Origin of the sequence: Pseudoalteromonas sp. DY56-GL22 (genome assembly GCF_041414715.1) — a bacterium.
Taxonomy (GTDB): domain Bacteria; phylum Pseudomonadota; class Gammaproteobacteria; order Enterobacterales; family Alteromonadaceae; genus Pseudoalteromonas; species Pseudoalteromonas simplex.
On the sequence record NZ_JANHZR010000008.1, the window covers coordinates 1 to 24,069 of the forward strand.

General features: G+C 41.5%; 14 protein-coding genes and 1 tRNA gene. 8 read left to right on the plus strand and 7 right to left on the minus strand.

Annotated elements, in window-relative coordinates; translation table 11 throughout:
* Window positions 1-6,239: retention module-containing protein (locus NO991_RS16275; protein WP_371352199.1), on the minus strand; the 6,239-nt coding region annotated here is incomplete at its 3' end.
* A gap of 244 nt (window positions 6,240-6,483) precedes the next feature.
* Here NO991_RS16275 and NO991_RS16280 point away from each other — a divergent pair.
* From NO991_RS16280 to NO991_RS16295, 4 genes are all read left to right on the plus strand, one after another.
* Window positions 6,484-8,496, plus strand: a complete 2,013-nt coding sequence (locus NO991_RS16280; RefSeq protein ID WP_228290594.1) for a TolC family outer membrane protein — start codon at window positions 6,484-6,486, stop codon at window positions 8,494-8,496.
* Between the two features lie 72 nt (window positions 8,497-8,568).
* Window positions 8,569-10,707, plus strand: a complete 2,139-nt coding sequence (locus tag NO991_RS16285; protein ID WP_166341760.1) for a type I secretion system permease/ATPase — start codon at window positions 8,569-8,571, stop codon at window positions 10,705-10,707.
* Window positions 10,704-12,125, plus strand: coding sequence for an HlyD family type I secretion periplasmic adaptor subunit (locus NO991_RS16290; protein WP_194442583.1), 1,422 nt, complete (start codon window positions 10,704-10,706; stop codon window positions 12,123-12,125). Before NO991_RS16285 ends, NO991_RS16290 begins: the two co-directional genes overlap by 4 nt.
* Window positions 12,126-12,147: 22 nt before the next feature.
* Window positions 12,148-12,735 carry a LuxR C-terminal-related transcriptional regulator gene (locus NO991_RS16295; protein ID WP_054554374.1) on the plus strand — a complete coding sequence of 196 codons (588 nt, stop codon included), beginning with the start codon at window positions 12,148-12,150 and terminating at the stop codon, window positions 12,733-12,735.
* Here NO991_RS16295 and NO991_RS16300 read toward each other — a convergent pair.
* The 3 genes from NO991_RS16300 to NO991_RS16310 all read right to left on the minus strand — a co-directional run bounded on the left by NO991_RS16300 (window position 12,732) and on the right by NO991_RS16310 (window position 15,970).
* Window positions 12,732-14,690, minus strand: a complete 1,959-nt coding sequence (locus tag NO991_RS16300; RefSeq protein WP_194442584.1) for a LapD/MoxY N-terminal periplasmic domain-containing protein — start codon at window positions 14,688-14,690, stop codon at window positions 12,732-12,734. The two genes, NO991_RS16295 and NO991_RS16300, sit on opposite strands and share 4 nt — an antisense overlap.
* Window positions 14,684-15,391 (minus strand): transglutaminase-like cysteine peptidase, encoded by a 708-nt coding sequence (locus NO991_RS16305; protein ID WP_082389319.1) that lies wholly within the window; start codon window positions 15,389-15,391, stop codon window positions 14,684-14,686. Before NO991_RS16305 ends, NO991_RS16300 begins: the two co-directional genes overlap by 7 nt.
* A gap of 120 nt (window positions 15,392-15,511) precedes the next feature.
* Window positions 15,512-15,970: an LPP20 family lipoprotein gene (locus NO991_RS16310; RefSeq protein WP_054554372.1), complete on the minus strand. Its 459-nt coding sequence runs from the start codon at window positions 15,968-15,970 to the stop codon at window positions 15,512-15,514.
* Between the two features lie 110 nt (window positions 15,971-16,080).
* Between NO991_RS16310 and NO991_RS16315 the strand changes: the two genes are divergently transcribed.
* Window positions 16,081-17,271, plus strand: coding sequence for a flagellar assembly protein FlgT (locus NO991_RS16315; RefSeq protein ID WP_194442585.1), 1,191 nt, complete (start codon window positions 16,081-16,083; stop codon window positions 17,269-17,271).
* Here the strand turns inward: NO991_RS16315 and NO991_RS16320 are convergent.
* Window positions 17,254-18,153 carry a LysR substrate-binding domain-containing protein gene (locus NO991_RS16320; protein ID WP_194442586.1) on the minus strand — a complete coding sequence of 300 codons (900 nt, stop codon included), beginning with the start codon at window positions 18,151-18,153 and terminating at the stop codon, window positions 17,254-17,256. The genes NO991_RS16315 and NO991_RS16320 overlap by 18 nt on opposite strands.
* Window positions 18,154-18,262: 109 nt before the next feature.
* On the opposite strand from NO991_RS16320, the gene NO991_RS16325 reads away from it, so the two are divergent.
* The 3 genes from NO991_RS16325 (at window position 18,263) to NO991_RS16335 (ending at window position 21,903) form a co-directional block, all read left to right on the plus strand.
* Complete coding sequence (locus tag NO991_RS16325) at window positions 18,263-18,991, plus strand: glutathione peroxidase (protein ID WP_194442587.1); 729 nt, start codon at window positions 18,263-18,265, stop codon at window positions 18,989-18,991.
* Window positions 18,992-19,223: 232 nt separating this feature from the next.
* Window positions 19,224-20,657 (plus strand): sodium:proton antiporter NhaD, encoded by a 1,434-nt coding sequence (gene nhaD / locus NO991_RS16330; protein WP_054554368.1) that lies wholly within the window; start codon window positions 19,224-19,226, stop codon window positions 20,655-20,657.
* A 181-nt stretch (window positions 20,658-20,838) separates the two neighbouring features.
* Entirely contained in the window at window positions 20,839-21,903 is a 1,065-nt protein-coding gene (locus NO991_RS16335) for a zinc-binding dehydrogenase (RefSeq protein WP_166341772.1), read from the plus strand.
* Window positions 21,904-21,945: 42 nt separating this feature from the next.
* On the opposite strand, the gene NO991_RS16340 is transcribed toward NO991_RS16335, so the two are convergent.
* The gene (locus NO991_RS16340) at window positions 21,946-22,902 is read right to left on the minus strand and encodes an alpha/beta hydrolase (protein WP_166341774.1); all 957 of its coding nucleotides are present in this window, start codon (window positions 22,900-22,902) and stop codon (window positions 21,946-21,948) included.
* A 581-nt stretch (window positions 22,903-23,483) separates the two neighbouring features.
* A tRNA-Arg gene (locus NO991_RS16345) sits at window positions 23,484-23,560 on the minus strand.
* Window positions 23,561-24,069: the final 509 nt, after the last annotated feature.

Below are 24,069 nucleotides of genomic sequence, written 5' to 3' on the forward strand. Positions count from 1 at the left end.
CTAATCAGCGGTGTCACATCATTACTATCGGCCAAGGTATCAAGGCTAATCGTCGGTGCGGTAATGTCGATTTCACCAGTGGCACTATCGGTACCAGTATTACCTGCCGCATCTGAAACTTCTGCTTCAATAGTGTAATTACCCTCGGCAAGTACTTCAGTTGCAGCAACTGACCAGCTTCCGTCAGCACTAGTAATAGCAATTAAAGTTTGAATATTACCAGCACTGTCGGTAACCGTTAGTCTAACCTCAGTACCTGCAGGAACGCCTGAGCTTTGTCCTGAGAATACTGGGGTTGTATCATTTGTGATATTTTGAGGATCGATGAATACACTTGGTGCTGTGGTATCGATATTACCCGTTGCGGTGTCAGATCCTTGATTTCCTGCAGTATCTTGTACTGTAGCAACAACAGTAAATTCTCCTTCAGCAATTGCTACGCTAGGCTCAACAGACCAGCTGCCGTCCGCTTGAACAATCGCTGTCGCTGTTTGAACATTACCAGCACTATCGGTGATTTCTAAATTAACAAGTGTACCTGTTGCCACACCATTCGCTACACCACTGATCAGCGGTGTTACATCAGCACTATCTGACAATGGATCAACACTAATAGTAGGGGCTGTTAAATCAATTAAACCGGTTGCCGAGGTTGAAGCAGAGTTTCCAGCAACATCACTCACAGATGCTTCGACAGTGAAGCTTCCTTCAGCAATAATAACCTCAGCATCAACAGACCATGATCCATCAGCTAATGTGGTAGTAGTTAAAGTTTGGGTATTACCCGAACTATCTGTTATTAATAAAGTTACCTGCGTGCCTTGCGGTACACCTGTTGTTTGACCCGTTAGAGTAGGTGTAACGTCATTTGTATCAGCAATAGCATCAATGCTAATTGTAGGCGCAGATAAATCGATGATACCTAATTGAGAGTCGCTCGCTTCATTGCCTGCATTATCTACCACCTCAGCTAATACAGAATACTGTCCTTCAGCCAGCGCATTGCTAACTTCTGCTGACCATGAACCATCTTGCGAGATAACAACAGATGCTGTCTGAACGGCTCCTGCACTGTCAGTAATTGTGAGTGTTACGACACTACCAGCCGCCAAACCTGACGTCTGACCCGTAATGTTCGGAGTTACATCGTTGCTATCTACTAAGGCATCAATACTGACTGTCGGCGCTGTTACATCAATTACGCCTTGAGCAGCAGCATCACTGGTCAAGCCATCAACTGTTACTGACGCATTAACAGTAAATGTGCCTTCACTTAAAGCTTGCTGTATCTCTACACTCCACTGACCATTCTGCACTGTTGCAGTAAGCTGTTGGCTGTTGTTATTACTGTCTTCAACAATTATAGTTATGACGCTGCCATTAGGGGCATCTGAGGTGCCACTTATAGTTGGCGTTGTGTCATTGGTTTCGTTGATTGCATCTATTGCAATGCTAGGCGCAGCACTATTTAAAATAAAGCTATTCGTTGCTTGGGCCTGATTGCCTGCAGCATCAGTTATTGACGCTGTAACATTGATGTTGCCATCGTCTAATTCTGCAGGCACATCCCCAGACCAACTGCCATCAGCATTAACAGTTGCGCTAAATTCATAGCTGTTAATACCATCTGAGACAACAACCGTAACGATACTACCCGCAGGCTCATTCGTTTGTCCGCTAATTGTAGGCGTTGTATCGTTGACCGTTCCCAAATTGTCAATCGTAATAATTGGAGCAGTGAGATCAACAACACCGTTTTGAGTGATTTGCGTTTGATTGCCAGATTCATCCTCTACACTTGCTGTCACCGTGAACGCCCCTTCAGCTAGAGGCGTATTAGGGCTGATTGACCAGCTTCCGTCCGCAGCCACAACCGCAGAAAGCGTTTGTACCACGCCATCGCTGTCAGTAACGTTGACAGTAACAATACTGCCTGCAGTGACATCAGTTGTGCCTGTGATCAACGGCGTACTGTCATTAGTCAAAGGATCAAAATCTAACGTTAATAAAGGATTAATTCCATCGAACGTACCAACTTCAGTATCCGTGCCTGTATTACCTGCATTATCAGTGATGCTGGCTGTTACAGTAAATTCCCCTTGCGACACTGCACTTGTAACAGGCACTGCCCAATTTCCATCAGCATCAACAGTTGTCGTATAGGTTTGGCTATTATTTTGAGAGTCGACAACAGTAACTGTTACTGTATTACCTGCCGTCGCTCCTTGTGAGCTGCCTGAAATTAGAGGCGTACTGTCATTGATAGCGCCTATGGTATCTATGCTAATAAGCGGTGCAGTCGTATCAACCACTGCGGTGATCGAATCATTTGCGGTATTACCAAATTGGTCGGTAACAGTGGCATCAATCGTAAACTCACCCTCTGCAAGTTCATCTGATACATTGATACTCCAATCTCCATTTGCATCAACTGTTGTTGTAAATGTTTGGCTTGGACCCGAAGCAGGAATAATCACCACCGTGACCACATCACCTGCTGTTGCATTTAATGTTGAACCTGAAATACTGGGTGTTGTGTCGTTTGTTTCGCCTAACGCATCAATTAAGATAGTTAAAGATGAACTATCCACCGTACCCGTTTCTGAATCTGAGGCTTGATTACCAGCTAAGTCAGATACCGTAGCGGTAACCGTGTATTGCCCATCAGCAAGGCTGCCTGGTACGTCTGCACTAAATACACCATTATCATTAGTGATTGCAGTAAACGTCTGACTATTGCCATTTGCATCTGTGACAACTAAAGTGACCGGTGTGCCTGCTGCAACGCCTTGCACTGTGCCTGAAATTGTAGGTGTGTTGTCAGCACTACTTCCTAAGTTATCAAGGCTTATAATTGGCGCGGTTAGATCAATGATCCCTGTCGTCGTATCTTGAGCTTGATTACCAGCAGGATCACTCACTGTTGCGGTAATTGTAAACTCACCCTCAGCCAACACTTGATTTGCACCAACTTGCCAGCTGCTATCTGCATTAACTGTGGTCGTCAGTATTTGCTGATTTCCATTACTATCAACGAGTATGATCGTAACAACCGAGCCAGCATCAACCCCTGATACAATACCTGAAATAATGGGTGTAACATCATTAGAATCGTTAAACTCATCAATTGTGATGGTAGGTGCTGTTAAATCAATCACACCCGTTTCAATGTCTTGTGCGCTATTTCCTGCTTCATCTTGAGTTTGCGCAACAACAGTGAACTCGCCTTCAGCTAGCTCTTGATCAATATTAATCGACCAGCTGCCATCGGCATTTGTAACAGTTGCAAATACTTGTGCACTCCCATTACTGTCGGTAACCGTGACTGTAACTGTGCTACCAGCATTTAACCCTTGTGTTGTGCCAGATATTGTCGGCGTGGTGTCATTACTATCAGCAATTGCATTAATATTAATAATTGGTGCAGTTAAATCTATTGTGCCAGTTGCTGTTGCTGAACTGGTGTTACCCGCTTCGTCGCTTGCGCTTGCAGTGACAGTATAATCTCCCTCAGCAAGCTCATTTAAAGTTTCGACTTGCCATACACCTTGTGCATTTGTGGTGGTTGTTATCGTTTGCACAACACCATTACTATCTGTAATGACTAACGTAACTGTCGTTCCTGCTGGTACATCTGCAACAGATCCTGAAATTAGTGGAGTTGTGTCATTAGTATCATTTAAAGGATTGATTGAAATAGTAGGATCGGTTAAATCAATGACCCCTATTTCTGTTGCTGTCGCTGTATTACCCACTTCATCGGTTACTGTCGCGGTGACTGTGAATTGACCTTCAGCCAATGCAGTACTTGCTTCAACAGTCCAATTACCGTTTGCATCGGTAATAACTTGTAAAGTTTCAGTCGCTCCATCACTTCCTGTAAATGTAACAGTAACGACTGCGCCTGGTTCAACATCTTGTGTTGAACCAGATACACTTGGAGTCGTGTCATTAGTATCAATAATGAAATTAATACTGACTGTTAAATCTACATTACCAATCGCGGTTGCTTGTGCTTCATTACCTTGAGGATCTAATACCGATGCGACAACTGTAAAATCTCCTTCAGGTAAAGGCTCTGTCAATTGAATAGACCAACTTCCATCAGCTTGAGTGATTGCGAGTAAATTAATAACCCGCCCATCACTTGCTGTAATTGTCAGCGAAATTGTCGTTCCAGTAGCTACGCCATCGGTTTGCCCACTCAGCAATGGTGTTGTGTCATTACTATCAGCAATAGAATCAATTGTGATTGAAATAGGAGAAAATGCGACGGTACCTGTCGTATTTGCAGATGCTGAGTTACCCGCAGCATCACTAACGGTAGCAATTGCCGTAAAACTGCCTTCAGGCAAAGGGCTTATTGCATCAACACTATAACTGCCATCAGCAAGAACAAGCGCCGTCAACGTTTGCGACTGACCATTACTATCAACAACTTGTATTGTAACTTCGGTGCCCTCTGGCACCCCTTCAACTCGCCCGACAAAGGTTGGCGTTGTATCATTTGTATTGGCAATAGCTGTTAACGTTATGTCAGGAGCCGTCAAGTCAACAACCCCTTGGGTGTCAGCTTGAGCTGTATTTCCGGCTGCATCAGTTACGGATGCACTTACGTCAAAAATCCCTTCAGCAAGATCTGCGACAACATCTAAACTCCAATTCCCATCAGCATCGGTTACCGTTGTTAATGTTTGAACTTGACCATTAATATCAGTGACAACAACGGTAACAAGTGTGCCTTGTTGAACACCAACAACATTACCACTGATATTTGGCGTAGTGTCCTGCGTATCATCAATTGGGGTGATACTAATCACAGGCGCTGTATTATCAATAACACCAGTGGTCGTTGCTTGCGCCTCATTTCCAGCAATATCAACGGCTGTTGCAGTTACAGTAAACTCACCTTCAACAAGTGCATCAGGCACATCAACGATCCAACTACCATCTTCGGCAACAATTGCAGTTACGGTTTGCACTGTATTATCTGCGCCAGTAATCACGACAGTGATTTCACTACCAACAGTGACTCCACTTACCGTTCCTGAAATAGTTGGCGTGGTATCATTTGTTTCGCCGATGGTGTCAATACTTATAACGGGAGCAGTCAGATCGACTAGACCATTTTCACTATCACTGCCTTCATTGCCAGCCTCATCAACTGCCGATGCAACGACCGTATAAAGCCCCTCAGCAAGTGCTTCAGTCGTAATACTCCAATTTCCTTGATCATCTACTTGCGTCGCTATTACCTGCACTTGTCCTGCGCTGTCTGTAACAGTGATAGTGACAGTATCACCACTGCTAATACCAGACACTGTGCCAGTAATTAGTACATTTTGAATCGCTGAATCAGTAAGTGTATCAATCGTTACAACTGGCGCGACAGTATCAATACTTGCGCCAATATTATCTGATACAGGGTCACCATTTGGATCAAGAGCAACCACATCGACAGTGATTGGACCATCAGGTAATGGGTCAAGTGGTGGGGTTACAAAAGTACCATCTGGTTGGACTACAACAGTCACAACTTGGGTATTACCATTCGCGTCGGTTACTGTCACCGTGACCGTTTGTCCTACTAGGTTTTCAGATGTACCTGATATAACTGGTTGTGGATTATTAGTAAGACCTAATTCATTGACACTCAATGTTGCAATTAACTCATCATCTGGTACAACACCATCGGTTGTATCTCTAGGAGAGAAAATGCCAGTGTTATCAGCGTTAAAGCTGTCATCAAATGCTAAACTAGATGGGTCGATACCTTCAGCGATACGTGCTAGCTCTACAAACGAGGTGCCTCCGCCAGATGCAGCACCACCGCCTCCACCAGCAGCCGTCGCCTCTAAATTATCTAAAATGTCTCCCCCCCCTTCAAGCGCATCTAAAAAATCACTGATATCAGTGCCTGTTTGTTGCTCTGGGGTTGGTTGATTGGGTTGATTTAAACTTGCAATGGCTTCGTCGATACTATCATCGAAAAGGGTATTCTCTGAGTTATCTTGCGTCTCTTTTGCTAGCAAGTCAGGGGTTATAGTCACTGATTTATTGGCAGGGATCGCCAACGACTCTCCTTGTACATCAATTAATATGGTCGAGTTATCTGCGGTAACAACAGTATCACCTACCGTTATCACATCGCCAACTGAGAGGGCTTTTATAGAACCATCCGCTTGCACTAAGCCTGCAGAACCTTGTACATCAATAACCAGTAATTGATTTGCGTCCATTTGCTTTTCCTCAAACTATGAGTAATACATTTGTATAACTTAAGCTTAGCCAGCAAGTAACACTTTGTTACTGGACTATGGTACAGGTGAACACTAAAAAACAGCACTATTTCACTAATATTCGAATAAACAAAACAATTAATAAAAAACTAAAAGCAACACAAAAGTATCATTTGCAGTATTTGAAATTGTTGGCTAAACCTTAACTTAGCGTGAATAAAATTTAGTCTAAAAAGAGGATCATATGGCTATAAGCAAGCAGTTCACTAGCAAAAAGCTCAGCGCTTTACTTATTTTAATGTTTGCAGCGAATGGAAGTGTATTCGACGCACAAGCAGAACAAACCTCTGTAATGCCTTTGCATTATGTATCTGATAAAGCAATTTCATCTAACCCAGAAGTACAACAAGCTTGGCATGCATTTAAAGCATCAATGTATGGCATTGATGCTGCTCGTTCAGGTTATTTACCAACCGTCGATGTATCAGCGAGTGCAGGTTATGAAAAGCGTAACTACGGTATTGAAGATGAATACAACCGCAATACCGCAGAGCTCACATTAGGGCAAATGCTATACGATGGTTTTAGAACATCGAACACAGTTAAGCGCTTTGAACGAATTCAACTGATACGTTATTTTGAACTACTTGATCAAGCTGAAAAAATTGCACTTCAGGCAAGTATTGCTTACCTAGATGTGCAAAAGTTCACTGAGTTAGTTGAGCTTGCTGAAAATAACTTAAAAGAGCACGAGGCTGTCTATCAGCAAATAGAGCAAAGCGTTGGTGCTGGTGTTGCTAGAGCAGCAGATCTTGAACAAATTAATGGTCGCCTCTCGCTTGCGCAATCGAATGTTATGACAGAGTATGCAAACTTGCATGATGTAAGTGCTCGCTATTTACGTATTGTTGGAGAGCTGCCGACAAAAGGAACTGCAAAAGCAAGACTAAGTGATGATGCAATTCCCATCACCATCAATCAAGCACTTGATATAGCTTACAAAAGCAGCCCTAACTTTTACGCGTCTCTGTATAATATCGAAGCGCAAAAAGCGAATGCTGATTCACAACGCTCCGCATTTCATCCTAATGTAGATTTATCTGCACGCTACGGAATGCAAGATAGAGATGAGTTAGGTTTAAATGAAACTCGCTCTGAGGCAAGAGTTGGTATAGATATTCGCTACAATTTATACAATGGTGGCTTAGACAGTGCGAATCTTGATCAAGCCTATCAAGAGATTAATGTTGCTAAATATCAGCGCGACCAAACCTGTATTGAAATCAGACAAAACCTTCAAGTTGCTTATAACAATGTGCAGGTTTTACAAAATAAGATCCCTTCTCTTGCTAGTCATAAAGAGTCATCTAATAAAGTAAAATATGCCTATAAAGACCAGTTTGATATTGGCCAAAGAACGTTACTTGATGTGCTTGACGCTGAAAATGAAGCATTTCAATCAAATCGTTCTTATATCGCGGCTCTATATGACAGACAGTCAGCTATTTTAACTATGCTTGCGGAGATGGGGAAATTACTCGACACGCTCAACGTTACATCCGACAAGTTTCCAAAAATTACAGAGTTAACTGATGACCCAATTGCATTAAATGCAGACAGTATTTGTCCAAAATTTGATGTAGCTGCAACGATTGGCAGACAAGCATTCTTGCAGAAAAAAAAACAGCAAGATAATGCATATATGACAGTAACCGCTATGCCTAGCTACTTAACTATGCCGGCAACTCCTGTCGAAACAGCTACGACATTTGCCGATGATGATAATGATGGTATCGCAAATGCGCAAGATGAATGCCCATCTACGCCTGCATTTACGGAGGTTGATGAAAAAGGCTGCACAAAGTATCGAAGCAACACGAGTAATGTAGAGATTGGCATTCCTTTTCTCGCAGACTCAAGTGTTGTGCGCCCTCAGTATATGCAGGAAATAGCTCGACTTGCTGATTTCTTAAAAGAACACCCCAACAAAAATGTTGAAATTCAAGGGCATGCTTCCCTTGAAGGACCAGCCCTTCACAATAGAAAGCTCTCTGAAGAACGCGCATCTTCGGTTGCTGAGATATTAATCCAGCAATACGGTATTGCCCCAAACAGAGTGAAATCGCTTGGTTATGGTGTTGATCAACCAAGAATAAATGAGATTTCAGTTAGAGCAAATGCTGCAAATCGTCGCATTGAAGCAGTGATAACCGACGCAGGTAGCCGCCCAGCAGTCATGAAAGATGGCTGGTCGTAAAGCTCATGGTGAATTTGATACCAATTCGCTTAATTTAGTATTTTTGCGCATTGGTATAAGTATGGATATTGTATGCAAGAAACTGATGCTCAAGATCATGGTGGCAGCCTTGTTGACTGTCTAGAAACCCTATGCCGCTATCATGATCGAGAATTTTCTCGTGAAACATTATTAAGCGGTTTACCCCTTGAGAACGGCTTATTGACTCCGTCAGGTTTTTCACGTGCCGCTAAACGTATAGGCTTTAAAACTAAAATTGTTCACAAACCCCTATGCGACCTTAATACAGCTTTGTTACCTGCGGTGTTAATCCTAAAAGGTAATAAAGCCTGTGTAATTACTGAGCTTGATATCGAAAACGACAGCGCTGAGGTCATCTACCCTGAACTAAATGACTCCGCCGTTAAAATCAGTATTACAAAACTTGCTGATAGCAGCACAGCAATGGTTATTTATGCACAGCCCGAATTCGCTTTTGACGCACGCTCCCCTGTACTACAAAAATTAGCTAAAGATGGCTGGTTTTGGGGAGTCATCAAAGAGTGCCGAAGTTTATATAAAGATGTAGTCGTTTCTGCCATCGCATTAGGCGTATTATCAATTGCGATGCCACTTTTTGTTATGAATGTGTATGACCGAGTTGTACCCAATCATGCAGTAGAAACCCTATGGGTGCTGGCAAGCGGTGTTTTAATTGCACTCACCGCAGATTTTATTTTACGGTTAGTTCGAAGTTACTTTGTGGAGCTGGCAGCAAGTCGTATTGATGTCAAAGTTTCAGCTGTCATTATGGAACGCGTACTTGGCATGAAACTAAAAAACCGCCCCGCTTCTGCAGGTTCGTTTGCAAGTAATATTCAATCATTTGAAGCGGTCAGAGGCTTCTTTAGCTCTATGACCCTTATTGCGCTTGTCGATTTACCTTTTGTTTTACTCTATTTAATCGTAATTGCGATCATTGGCGTCGAATTAAGCTTACCAATAATTGTCGGGGCTTTGATATTGCTCTGTTACGCATTAGCAGCCCACCGAAAGCTTGAAAGCCTCTCAGAGCAAACAATGAAAGCAAGCTCTATGCGCAATGCAATTTTAGTTGAAAGCTTAACTAACATTGAAGATGTAAAAAGCTTTCATAGTGAGTGTAAAACTCAGTCCAATTGGGAGAAATCAACAATTTACATTGCTCGCGTTAACGCGCAAAGCCGCTTAATTTCATCTTCTATCAGCAATGCAGGTTCATGGGTTCAGCAATGTGTTGGGGTCATAATTATGATGGTTGGCGTACATCTCATTATTTCCGGAGACCTCACTCAAGGAGGGCTCATTGCAGCCTACTTACTTTCGTCGCGTACTATGGCTCCAATTACCCAATCTGCTGCTGTGCTAGCTCAGTTTCATCATGCCGCGATTGCAATGCATTCACTCAATGAAATTATGGATAATGAAGTTGAACGCCCAGCCGGCAAGCACTGGCTAAGTCACCCTGTACTACTGGGTGATATTGAATTTAACGATGTTCGGTTTAAGTACTCTCAAGAAAGCAATGAAGCATTAAGTGGTGTTAGCTTTAAAATAAAGTCTGGTGAAAAAGTAGCGATTCTTGGTCGCAATGGCTCTGGTAAAAGCACAATTGAAAAATTAATTCTCGGCCTGTATGAACCAACTTCTGGCAGTATCTTAATAGATAATAATGATATCCATCAGATCGATCCTGCCGAGTTACGACATAACATTGGCTATGTACCACAAACAATTTCTTTATTTTTTGGCACCCTTAAAGACAATATCACCCTTAGTGCATGGCATGCTAAAGATGAGCAAATTTTATCTGCGTGTCAACAAAGCCAATTATTTGAGTTAATAAACTCACACCCAGATGGTTTTGACCTACAAGTGGGTGAACAAGGCCGGCTACTTTCTGGCGGGCAGCGCCAAGCTGTTGGGATTGCACGTGCGCTTCTGAACAATCCGCCCATCTTATTGATGGATGAACCCACATCAGCACTTGATCACAATAGCGAAAGTAAAATTATTAACAATATCAAGCGCAACTGCCAAGAGAAGACCTTAATTGTCGTCACTCACAGAACCTCATTACTCGAGCTGGTAGACCGCATCATTGTACTTGATAACGGCAAAGTGGTTGCTGATGGCCCCAAGGCACAGGTGTTATCGGCTTTAAATAACCATACAGTAGGAAAAGTATCATGAGTAATAAAAACTTACCTATTGAACAACGCTCATTTGAGCATCTAAACAAGGTGCTGGAAAAGCAAAAAGCAAAACGTCCCTCTATTTTCTCTAAGCTTTTTTCCGGTTGGTTATCACCGCCAAATAGTCAAGACTGGGTCGTTGACGCACAATGGGAAAAAATGCAGCAACAACCAGCAAGTGCCCGATTACTGCTTTACATTATCTGTATCAGTATTGTTGCGCTTATTGTTTGGTCAGGATTTGCTCATCTCGATGAAGTAGCCAGAGGAGAAGGCCGTGTAATCCCATCTCACAAATTGCAAATAGTGCAGTCGTACGATGGTGGTATGGTCGAGCAGATATTTGTACGTGAAGGACAAGTTGTTAATGCAGGTGATGTTTTAATAAAAATTGATCCCACACGGTTTATTTCTTCATTTAGAGAAAACCAAGCTAAGGTACTGTCTTTGACTGCTAAAGTTGAGCGATTAAGAGCACTTACGCAAAAAAAACCTCTGCTATTTGCTGCCAGCTTGATAGAGCAAGCACCGGACGCGGTTCTACATGAACAAGCTATTTTTGAAAGCAGTAACAAAGAACTGGAGCAACAGGTTACCATTCATAAACGCCAATTAGAGCAGCGTCGACAAGATTATGCCGAAGCTAGGGCTGCATTACAGCAACACACAAATTCATTGAGTTTAGCTAACCGAGAGTTAGCAGTAACTCGCCCCCTACTTCGCACAGGTGCGGTATCAGACATAGATATAATTCGCTTAGAGCGCCAAATTGTTGAACATACAGGTGAAATAAATCGAACAAAAGCGGCAATAAATCGTAGCCTATCAGCTATAAATGAAGCAAAAAACAAAGTCACCGAAGTTGAGCTTGCCATGATAAATCGCTGGAGTAATGAGCTATCAGAAGCCTTACTCAGGCTTGATGCAATGAAAGAAACTGAGTCTGGACTTGCTGATAAAGTTGCACAAACGGAGATCCGCTCCCCCGTCAATGGAACGGTTCAACGCCTATTAGTCAACACAGTTGGCGGAGTACTCCAACCTGGCAGCGACGCAATTGAAATTATTCCACTCGATGATCAATTGGTTGTTGAAGCTAAAATTCAACCTAAAGACATTGCTTTTTTACGCCCAGGTCAAGCTGCAATGATTAAATTTAGTGCTTATGATTTTGCGATCTATGGCGGCTTAGAGGCTGAAGTTACTCATATCAGCGCTGATACGATTACAGATGACAGAGACAATACATTTTACTTAGTGCAGCTTAAAACAAATCGTAATCACTTTGCAGACAACCTAACCATCATTCCGGGAATGACTACACAAGTCGATATTATTACCGGTAAAAAAACGGTTCTTGAGTATTTATTCAAACCAATTTTGCGTGCAACGTCGCTGGCAATGAGTGAACGCTAGCGGGCTTTTTAATGGAGTAATCATGCGTCGCAGTATTTTTATTACACAAGATGACTTGCAATCGCCTCACTGGTTAAGTGCATTTCCAAATTGCGTAATTCAGACAGCCTGCCCTAAGAAATTATTAGCAGACACATTAGTCTGGTTACTTGCAGACTCTGCGGATTGGCAAGTGCAGCTACAAAAATTAACCGCACAACGACTACCCGTGATTGTGATGACAACTCAGCTGGATATTCAACAACTGTGTGATGCACTGCAACTTGGTGCACGCGGATACATTGAAGCATTTGCAAACAAAACTGTTATCGAACAAGTTGCTGAAACCGTTAACGCCGGTGGAATTTGGCTTCCTGGGCAATTACTTTCAAACTTGGTTGGCGTGTTATCAGGACAAGCAATTAACTATCCGCATCAATGTGATCTGAGTTCTCTCACCAAGCGTGAAAAACAGGTTGTTGATGAAGTTATAAAAGGTGCAACCAACAAACAAGTCGCGCAAGTTTTAAATATTACTGAGCGCACTGTCAAAGAGCACATGAGCTCAATTTTTCATAAATTAAAGGTACGCGATCGAATGCAATTAATGCTTGCTGTGAAGGGTCATTAAACTGACTCTTCAACCGCAACAACACCATCAAAACCAAGCCCTTTTAAGGTTGATTGATCACTTGGGTTTTTAACCCCTTCAGCAACAACCTTAATCCCTAGCGAGTGAGCTAATGAGCATACCCCTCTCAAAAAGCTTTGGTTTGAGTCATTAAAACTAATGTTATGACAATAAACGCTATCTACCTTTATCATCTCAAGGCCAAGCTCTTGGATTTTAGTTAATTTTGTAAACTCAGCCCCAACGCGTTTTAACGCAACTTTTGCACCTATGCTATGCACCTGACTGCAAAAACGCCTGAATAACGGTAAATCTTTAATGGCAGTGTTTGCTCGTACCTCAAAGCAAATTCGCTTAGCAAGTTCAGGGTAAGCACACAATCCTGTCAAAATTGACGCTACGGCCATATCATCATGTAAGGTACCTGCTGAGAGCTCCATCCCCAGCAAGGCACCGTCTGTTAACTCACCATATTGCTTAATCATCAATTTCATTAGGCTCCAATCAAGCCGCGCTAGTAATTGAAGTTTGTGCGCCCATTGATAGTAAAATCCTATTCCGTACTTCTCTCCTTTGAGCAATAAACTCAGTGAAATTTGTTGTTGTAGAAGAACGTCGCTGAACGAGGTAACGGGATATAATGCAATTTCTAGTTGGTTTTCTTTTAATGCTAATTCTATCGTTTCTCGCCAAAAATTAAGGTCATCATTTCTAAGCTCAGCAGTACCATCTACAGTAAAGTGGGCATTACAACCAGGCTTTGAAATCGCCACTTTTAATAAGCTATCAACCCGCTTTAACAGCGCTCCTCGCGTATCGTTGGTAGTAACTAAACTGCAACTATGAGATACAGCAAGATCCACCTGTGCGTACTGAGCAACTAATTGCTGATGAGACTGCAAAATATTGTCACTCAACAGTGTTAGATCACTCACATCAGAAAACAACACCAAAAAGTCAACATGCGACATTCGCGCAATATGGCTCTCTCTAAAGCTATCTTCATTTGACTCTAGAAATGCAACTAACGACTGCGAGAAAAGACGTAAAAACTCGACCATCTCTACACGTCCAACTTGCTCTGTTAGCTCGTCAAGATTAACCACCCTAAAAAGGAATAATGCGCCATGCCCTTGTGTATTATCTAAAAAGGTATCTAAGGTCGCATTAAAATACTCACGATTTGCAAGCCCAGTCAGGTCATCGTGCTGGCTCTTAAAACGCATTTCTTCAAGCCTTTGACGGTCCTCTTTCACGATGCGGCTAAAACGTGTAGATAGTAAGTTCATTGAAGAAACTAATTTGGCAAACTCGTATGTTCTAGGCACCTTTGATTTAATAAAGCGCTTTTCTCCTAACGCTATTGCTTGGCGCATTACATCGCTCAAAGGGCTTAAAATTTTCGATAAGAAGTAAGCGCTCGCTATACAAGCAACAACTGCAACAGCAAGAAAGCTAAAAAACAAATGCACCGAACTTTGCCAAAGCGCATCTTGTGTATGTTGACTATGACTTTCAACATATAAAGTACCATATTGCTGCCAACCATCACTGACAAGCGCAATGCCGGGTGCTACTTCAAGAGAATATAAATGGCGGAACCAGCTCGGTGCATCAAGCACTAACTCGCCCTTAAATGCACGTTTTATAATAGTCTCGCCATTCGGATCTTTTAATTCAATACGTTGGTAATAACCTGTATCAAACGACGCCGAAAGAAGCAGTTCGATTTCCACCGGGTCCTTATCCATTTGACTCAACATTAGCGCTAATGAATTTGCGTTATCTACATTTTTCATTTTAAGTTCGGCTGTAAAATAGTCTTTTGCCGAACTTGTACTAATCAGCAAACTGCTAATAAAGCCAATAATGATCACCACTAAAATGGCAATCCATAACTCTTGTTTCAAAGTAATGGTTTTTTTGCGTTTAAACGCTTTAATTATATTCACCATTTAACTCCTTCTTTACGAGTTTGCTCTAAAATATGTCGCCAACGTGATAGCCTCGCTGTCGGGTCGGCTACGCTTTGTGCTGAATTGTTAGCCCAAAGGCCCTTACTGTTAAAGCTGAAAACAGGACTAAGATCGGTGCGCTTTGCAGCAGGCAACACTTTTACGATTAAGCTGTCTAAAATAAGTGGTTGTGCATTGGGTTGACTGTAATAACCCAACACCATGTGGGCTTGGGTCTTCCTAGTTCCAGGTAATTGCGCTTTAACATAAATCAATCGAAGCTTGGTGTCGCTTATACCCAAAGCGCGTAAGCTGACGTATTTAGCAATAGCATAATCTTCACAATCACCAAGCCCTGTTCCCATTGTTTCTAGTGGGGTTGCCCAATAATCATTTTGTTTCCATAGCTGGATATCAGTTTGATAACGTAAACTACGCGCAAAAAAATCATTAACGACTAAAATTTGCTGTTGTTCAGGAAGATTTTGAGCATGCTGCAACATGCCTTGCCATTGCCTTGCGACAGTAACTCGCGTGGCACCGTAGCGTTGCTGCATTTGTTGAATAAAGGTTGAGAACTCGATCACTAAGCGCTCAGCTAAAGCACCGCTAGTGACGCAAAATAGAATGACAATTGAAGAAGATAAAAAGCGGTAACGCCCAATAAAACGACAAGCAAAGATACAAGCCTTAGATAACATAAGGCATGCCTTGAAGATATTCAGCTTGAATGTAATCGTGTGTGTTACCCATTATGCTTTAATAAAAAAATATGATTTTTAAAGCATAGCACCCAAGCTGAAACTATGAGAATTTAAGCGCTAATAATACGTTACTTTTTTTACCTGTCGAGGTTTTACTTCGCCGATGTATAAATCGTGGACGCGCTTCATATCGAGCTGCAATTCAGTTGCATAGGTATCGCCTACTGCATAAGTCTTGATCACCTGTGCACCTTTGATCACACCTTGTACTTGGCTTTGTAATTGATCATTATGGGCGATACTGTTTTGCACTGTGGTACCTGCGGAAATTTTTTGCCCGTAAACTTGCTCAGCAAGCTCTCGATACGCTTCAAGCTTTGAGGCTTTAATCGCAAGAAGGGTACGCTGCGATTCATTATTACCAGGTTGAGCACTAATAGGCGCATAACCCACGGCTTTTAGCACTGGGTAGCTATCTGGCTCAATGTAAGTGTATTCTACATGTTTATCAAAAATACTACTGCAGCCGGTTAATGCTGCGCAGGCAACCAGCCCGCCGAATAATAATGCTCGCATGATTTATTTCCGCTTAAAACTCTTTGGCTACAAATATGCACGTTTAATGCCACTGTGGTACAGTCCTTGCTCGTTAAGGTTATTCATTGGTTTTAATGCTAGGTGTCAGCATGAAAAATAAAACAAGAGCCAACTTTAAGTGGTTCGCTTTAGCCTTTACAATTTTGTTTTCTAACAATAGCTTAGCGCAGTGGTTTGAATCTACAGGTCATGCTGTTATAAAAAATGGCGATACGAGCCAAGCCAAATCTGCCGCTATTAAAGACGCCATAACTCAGGCGTTAGTGTTTTCTGGCGCTCGAGTTAGCTCAGTACAAACCCTCGTTGACGGGGTTTTGACGCAAGATCAGCTAAAAATAAGCAGCCACGGTGAAATCCAAAAAATAGAACTGATCAGCGAAGACCGCCATAACGACACCTATGCTATAACGCTTCGCTTAGATATTTTTGCTCAAGCAGAAGAATGCCCAGCAAACCAATACACTAAATTTATTGCCGTGACACAAAGCCAACTGGCCAACCGCGAGCAAGCGCGCATGGGCCAAATTTTTGACGTAAACAAAGCTATTAGCGAACACCTCTATGCCAGCTTAAACAATACGCAAATGGCTGCAAAGCCAACAGCCTATTACAATATCCCACTGCGAGTAGATCATTTTTTCACTCAGCAATACGATTACAGTAATGCGCTACTTGAAGAGATCACTAGTCGCAGTAACTCGCAATATGTATTACTGAGCCGTATTCGTGACTTATCGGTTAACCATAAGATCAACAACGATTATGCATTTTGGCAGGATGATAGTTTCAAGCGTGCATACAAAGTAGATTACGTATTATTTGATGGCACCACTTACGAAAAGCTCTGGCAAAAAAGCTACCAAACAGAAGGCATTTGGCCGTATAAAAAGACTGAGATCATCGATGTATATAGCGACCGATTTTGGGCAACTGACTATGGCCAAGCTATCAGCGATATAAACCAAACCCTAACCTATGACTTACAAGCAGCCATGGCCTGCTTACCCACGCAAGGAAAAATACTGCATATCGAAAACGATAAGCTAATCATCAACTTGGGTAAGGCGCACGGGATTGAGCAAGGGCAAATTTTAAATATTGCCCATCATAATTACCTAACGGATGCACAGGGTAATAAGCTTCCGCATAAAATCACCACACTTAACCAGGTAAAAGTAACTCAGCTTTATCAGCAATCAGCGGTAGCCATAAGTATTGATCAGCAACCACTACCAAACATTCAAATAAACGATATTGTTGAATTAGCTACTAGCGAGTAAGTGAGCTTGTAGTCCCTTATGAGCATTTAGCCAGTCGGCTAATTGCTCAACGCCTGCTATATGTGGGTAATGCTTACGGGTTGCAATAACAACTTGGCGCTGCTGATTTGGTGTAATTGCTAAGTACTTTACTCCCTCACGTGGTGTACAAGCAAGCTTAGGAACAAAAGTTAACCCATCATCCATTGCCACCAGCGCGAGTAAGGTTTCAATACTATTGCCTTTATATTGATTTGACACCTCAACCCCTGCTGAAAAGCAAAATTGTTCTGCTTGATCTTTAAAGCAATGCCCTTCATTTAGCATCAATAAATCACAACCTTGTAATTGAGCCAGCGCAACCTCAGGGCATTTTGCTAATGCATGTTGTTCAGAAACCGCTACTAAAAAATCTTCTTTATAAAGCGGTGACACATGATAAGGCGCTAAATCAGCCACATCAGCAACAATGGCAATATCAATCTCACCATTATCAAGCGCTACAAGCGTTTGTGCTGTTTGCATTTCTATAAATGAAAACTGAGTTTCACTAAAGGCTTGCTTCATCGACGTTAGCAGCGTTGGCAATAAATAAGGCGCAATGGTAGGAATAATACCGACATTTATTTTACCTTTTAGTGGGTCGTGTGAGCTGGTAGCTATTTCTTTAAGTACCTGTGTTTGCTCTAAAATAACTGTGATCTGTTTAAGTAGTTGCTCACCTTGCACAGTCAACGTAACCTGCTTAGTTGAACGGTCAAAAATAACAACCCCCAATTCTTGTTCAAGCTTTTTGACCTGACCACTCAATGTCGGTTGGCTGACATAGCACGCATCGGCAGCTTTTCTGAAGTGCTTATATTGTGCAACCGCTTTTACGTATTCAAAGTCTTTTAAATTCATATCACACCATCAATAGCTTTTACCTATCATACTAATACAAACAAACGATTGGAGCTATCATAAATTAAATTGCATAATGGCACTCAGCAAATCAAGAGGAATCAAAACAATGTTAAAGAATATCGAAGGCCAAAGAGTACCAAACGTTACATTCGCAACGCGTGTAGACGAGCAGTGGAAATCAATAACCACTGACGAAATTTTTAAAGGTAAAACGGTTGTGTTATTTGCATTACCTGGTGCATTTACACCAACATGCTCATCAACTCACTTACCACGTTATAACGAGCTTGCAGCTGTATTTAAACAAAACGGCGTTGATGACATTGTTTGTATTTCTGTAAACGATACATTCGTAATGAATGCATGGGCGCAAAACCAAGAAGCGCAAAACATTACTCTATTACCAGATGGTAACGGTGAGTTTACCGACGGTATGGGTATGCTCGTTGATAAAAACGACTTAGGTTTTGGTAAACGCAGCTGGCGTTATTCTATGCTGGTAAAAGATGGCGTTATCGAAAAAATGTTTATCGAGCCACAAAAGCCTGGCGACCCGTTTGAAGTATCTGATGCAGATACCATGCTTGAATACATTAACCCAGCACAGGTAAAACCAGAATCAGTGAGCATTATTACTAAACCTAACTGCCCGTTCTGTACCAAAGCTAAAGCGCTACTAGACGCAAAAGGTTATGTGTACGAAGAAATTGTATTAGGTCAACACGCTTCACTAACGAGTTTAAAAGCGATTTCGGGTCGTGAGACAGTGCCGCAAGTATTCATAGGCGGTGAGCACATTGGTGGCTCTGACGATTTAGAAAAACACTTTGCATAATTTTCAAGTTGGGGCTGCTCGTTGCAGCCCTTTATTATTTTAAAACCTCAACCCATTGATTCAATTATAAATTATATAACTGGTCTGCTCTCGCCATCACCCATATTTATATTCAAAATACCAACACCTTAGTTACCAAATTGTTACATAAAGCCAAGAATAAACTTAAAATGTCTGCAGCTACATTTACTCAAACCGTAACGAATTTAAGATGAATTAAGTGGAATATACAATGAAAAAACTATTACAAGGACTGATCCTATCCTTGCTATGTTTCGGTGGCCAAGCTCATGCTGCGTCAACTGGTACTATCGATTTACTCACCCATCCTGTTGGCATTATCTGCCTTGTTATTTTTATCTTTGCTTATGTGCTCGTCATACTCGAAGAAAAAATTCACTTACGCAAATCAAAACCCGTATTAGTTGCAGCCGGGATTATTTGGACCCTTATTGCTTGGCAATACAGTGCACAAAACTTATCTGATCTGAGCACCGACGCATTTCGCCATGCCTTGTTAGAATTTTCGGAGTTAATGCTATTTTTGCTCGTTGCGATGACCTACATTAACGCCCTAGAAGAACGCCGTTTATTTGATGGCCTAAGAAGCTGGCTGGTTGCGAGGGGCTTTAGCTACAAACAATTATTTTGGATAAGTGGTGTACTGGCATTTTGTATTTCACCTGTAGCCGATAACTTAACAACCGCACTACTTTTATGTGCTGTGGTAATGAAAGTTGCAGCAAATGATAACCGCTTTATTGCTATGTCATGCGTAAATATAGTGATTGCCGCTAATGCCGGCGGCGCATTCAGCCCATTTGGTGACATCACGACACTGATGGTTTGGCAAGCCGATGTTGTCGCCTTTACCGAGTTCTTTGTTTTATTTCTGCCAGCTTTAGTCAGCTATATTATTCCTGCCTTTGTTATGTCTTTATTTATCAATAACCGTCACCCTGATACGGCCGATGAAGATATTGAACTTAAACGCGGTGCGCTTCGCATATTGTGCTTATTCTTACTGACAATTTTAACCGCCGTGGTGCTAAAAACCGCCTTTGGTTTACCGCCAGTTGTGGGCATGATGATGGGCCTTGGCTATTTACAGTTTTTTGGTTACTTCTTACGCGTGACACTCCCCGGCTCTCTTGCCAGAAAACGCGCGATGGCAGAGCGTGAAGGTGATAAAGAGCGCTTATCTCGCTTAGGTAACGTTGTTCCTTTTGATGTATTTAGCCGTGTATCGAGAGCAGAGTGGGACACGCTCTTGTTCTTTTATGGCATCGTTATTTGTGTTGGTGGCTTAGGGTTTATCGGCTACTTAGCGCTACTTTCTGATTTACTTTATAACAACTGGTCTGCCACCGGTGCGAACATTATTCTTGGTTTAATGTCAGCGGTAGTCGATAACATTCCAGTGATGTTTGCAGTGCTACAAATGATGCCTGATATGTCGCACGGTCAATGGCTGCTTATCACGCTAACAGCTGGAATTGGTGGTAGCCTGCTATCAATTGGCTCTGCGGCAGGAGTTGCATTAATGGGTCAAGCGCGAGGGATCTACACCTTTAATAGCCACTTAAAATGGTCGCCGGTCATTTTACTCGGTTACTTTGCTGGAGTATTAACTCATTTATACCTCAATACAGCCTACTTCGGCTAAACCTTAATAAAGTAAAAACCCTAATCACTCTTAGGGTTTTAACTTTAAACACTCCACAATGAGCAGTTTACAAACAACAGTGTCGTAATAAGCTGTGTTTTTGTCGTAAAAAGTCAAGATAAAGGCAGGCGCTTTACTTTAGTCTAATAATTCACAAATAAGGTGAATTGAGGACACACATATGAGCCAAATGAATTCTGTTGCCATGCAAAATGGCAAGTTGCATGTAAAAAAAATTGATATTCCTACTCCCGGACCCGGCCAAGTACTTGTAAAAAGCCTAGCTTGCGGTATTTGCGGTTCTGATATTCATATAACCCGCCACACAAGCGATGTATTCGATATCTATAAAAACCTTGGCATCATGGCTAAAGAGGCAGGCAACGACCAAGAAGTATTATTAGGCCATGAGTACGCGGCAGAAATCGTTAGCTACGGCCCAAATACTAAAGGCGAATTAGCTAAAGGCACCCGCGTAACCTCAGTGCCAATTTTACTTTCTGCGGGCGGCGCTGGCGTAGGTGTAACCCCTGGGCTATATGGTGCCTACTCTGAATACTTTATTGTTGATGAAGCCTTGCTATTACCTATTCCTGATGCTGTTCCATCAGAAGCAGCAGCCATTACAGAACCACTTGCTGTTGGCCTGCACGCAGTGAACCGTGCACAAATGAATAATGATGATGTTGCCATTGTGGTTGGCTGTGGCCCAATTGGCCTTGCCGCGATTGCCGCGTTAAAGCTTCAAGGCGTAAAACACATCGTTGCCTCTGATCCACAAGAAAGTAAAAAACAAATTGCCCTTGAATTTGGCGCCACAGTATATGTTAACCCTATGGCGGATGATGAAGTTGCTACAGCCGCAGCACTTGCGGGTAACAACAAGGTGGTTATTTTTGAATGTGCTGGTGTAAGCCGCTTATTAAACGATTACATTTTACGTGCGCCAGCAAAAGCAAAAATCATTGTAACTGGTGTACATACCGCGCCACTAAACGTTAACTTTGCTTATGCCACAGTGAAAGAGTTAGACCTTATTTTCTCTTATTACTACCAACCAGAAGAGTTTGCACAATCACTTGAGAACATCGCGTCAGGCAAAATTGCATGGCAAAAAATGCGTACTGGTAAAGTCGGCATCGACGGCGTACAAGGTGCATTTGATACGTTATTTAAACCAAACGACCATATCAAAATCATCATTGAACCATGGCGCACAGGCGAGCTTGAAAAAGTAACGGGTTAATTTTAATGAGGCTATTAAAAAAATAATAGCCTCATTTTAGAGCTAAAATCTATAAGCGTTCAACCTACTATCAAAAACTAAGCCATCAGTCTCCTCACCTCTACCGCCATTTAAAACAGTTGTAAAAAATGATTTAACTACATCATTTGTCTTTTCATAGAACAGGCCATGGGTTTTCCCTACATTTGGGCCGCCAGTAAAGTCAAAATAAAAAGCATTTGAAGCGACCAAATTCCTAGCAGTTCTTCCTAACCGATCTTTTTGAAAATTCGCATCAGACCATTTTAGGACCCAATCATTTTCATTGATCGTAATATAAACTCGTTTTCCAGCTTCTATGTTATTTACCCAATGTTGATGACCTGCGTTATCAACATCAGCTTGGCACAATACAACGTTATCAAACATTCTTGTTTCAGCTTCGTATAAAGCGTTGATAACGTAATTCTGAAACAAATAATTCCCCAAACTGTATGTCATAAAGGTAAATTTAATATCACATGCCTCAAGGGCCTCTTTATTGAACGGCTCTTTCATGTAATGACCTAGCTTTTCCAACGTAGCATCCAAAGCACCAACTGACGCCTGTGCATTTCTCTTAGCGCTTCGGTATTCTTTTGTCTTAAAACCTCCAGGATTAGAGGGCCAAGAAAAAACAACAACCTCAACCCCATGCTCTTTTTCTAATGCTAATGACTTTTCTAAGTTCTTATAAAAGCTTTGATTAAAGCCATGTACAAAAAAAACGCAGTTTTTACCTGAAGAAGTGAGCCGTTCACGAACTTCTGCAAATGCTTTTTTAGAGGGAATATTATTCTCTGTGATTTTAGATGGCTCAGTGACTAGTCGCACTTGCCATACTCCCTCTACTTTATCTGCATAAGCGAGCCTAACTTCATTAGGTCCTTTAGCGTTTGCGTAGTCACCAAAAGCATTGTGATCGCCTACGCCATTTTTAAAGTTTGATTTATTTATATTTCTATTCGTAATAATCAACATATCAATATCCTTATTCTGTTTTTAGCCATAGGAAGTAGTTAGAACCTGTCACTTTTATAGGCGGGGTTAAAACTAATCTGCAAAATAATGATTAGTTTAGATTTCAATCAAACAGCAAGAAAAACAGTAAAGAACACGACAAACGTATTGTTTTTTAATATTGAAAATAGACATAGTGTTGAGTAAGTGAAATGCTGGCAGCACTAAAAAACGACTTGATAAGAAGACTGTTCGAATGAAGAAATCTGTATTATTTAATAGAACACTCAAATTTATCGGATATTGATTTAGGCAATCGATTTGGAACTTTAATGCTACAAATTTGCCTCAAAGAAGAACATGACTAACCATTGATTTTATTGGTAGCCCCTACAGGAATCGAACCTGTAACTGCCCCTTAGGAGGCGATAGTCAAGACGATTTTGAATGTAAAAAAAGCCTTTATTTACGAAGACTTTCAAAATGGATCTATCGCTCTATAGTTTTTCTATAGTAAACAGAGATTAAGATATTATTAGCAGCTGCTAATAAGTGGTTGAGCTTGTAGATTGGAAAAAGCAACGTTTTGATTGAAAAGTTACTGGCGTCCCCGGCAGGATTCGAACCTGCGACCTATCCCTTAGGAGGGGATCGCGCTATCCAGCTGTGCCACGGGGACTGTGATTCCAGTGGGTTTAAAATATCAATTTTTCTTTATTTTTACTATACCTAGATTCACGAAAGAATATTATTTATTCAACTTCATATTAAATAATTTAATAATTTCAAGATGCCATACATCCTCCCCATTATTTAAACGAGCTTGAATGAGAATAGCGTTAGCTACGTAAACTGGATCTAGGTTTAATAACACCTGATGCATCATCGCAACTAATCCATTCACCACGCCAATATGAGCTTCACAGGTTTGCTGATTTATAGCTCCGTGAGTTAGAGCTGAATTTATGCCTTTTTAGCTTTGATTTAAATTGTTACATGCCACAATAATTGCATTGCGAACGTTATCACTAACAGCTGAAGTCTCGTATAAGTGAACTCACCATTTTCAACAACTTCAAATATTAATTATCTAGAAACCATTATACGCAACGCTTACACAAGATTTAAGGGAAAAATCCTTGTATAACAGTAAGTAATTTTTTGTCAAAGTTAGATGGTAAAGATAAA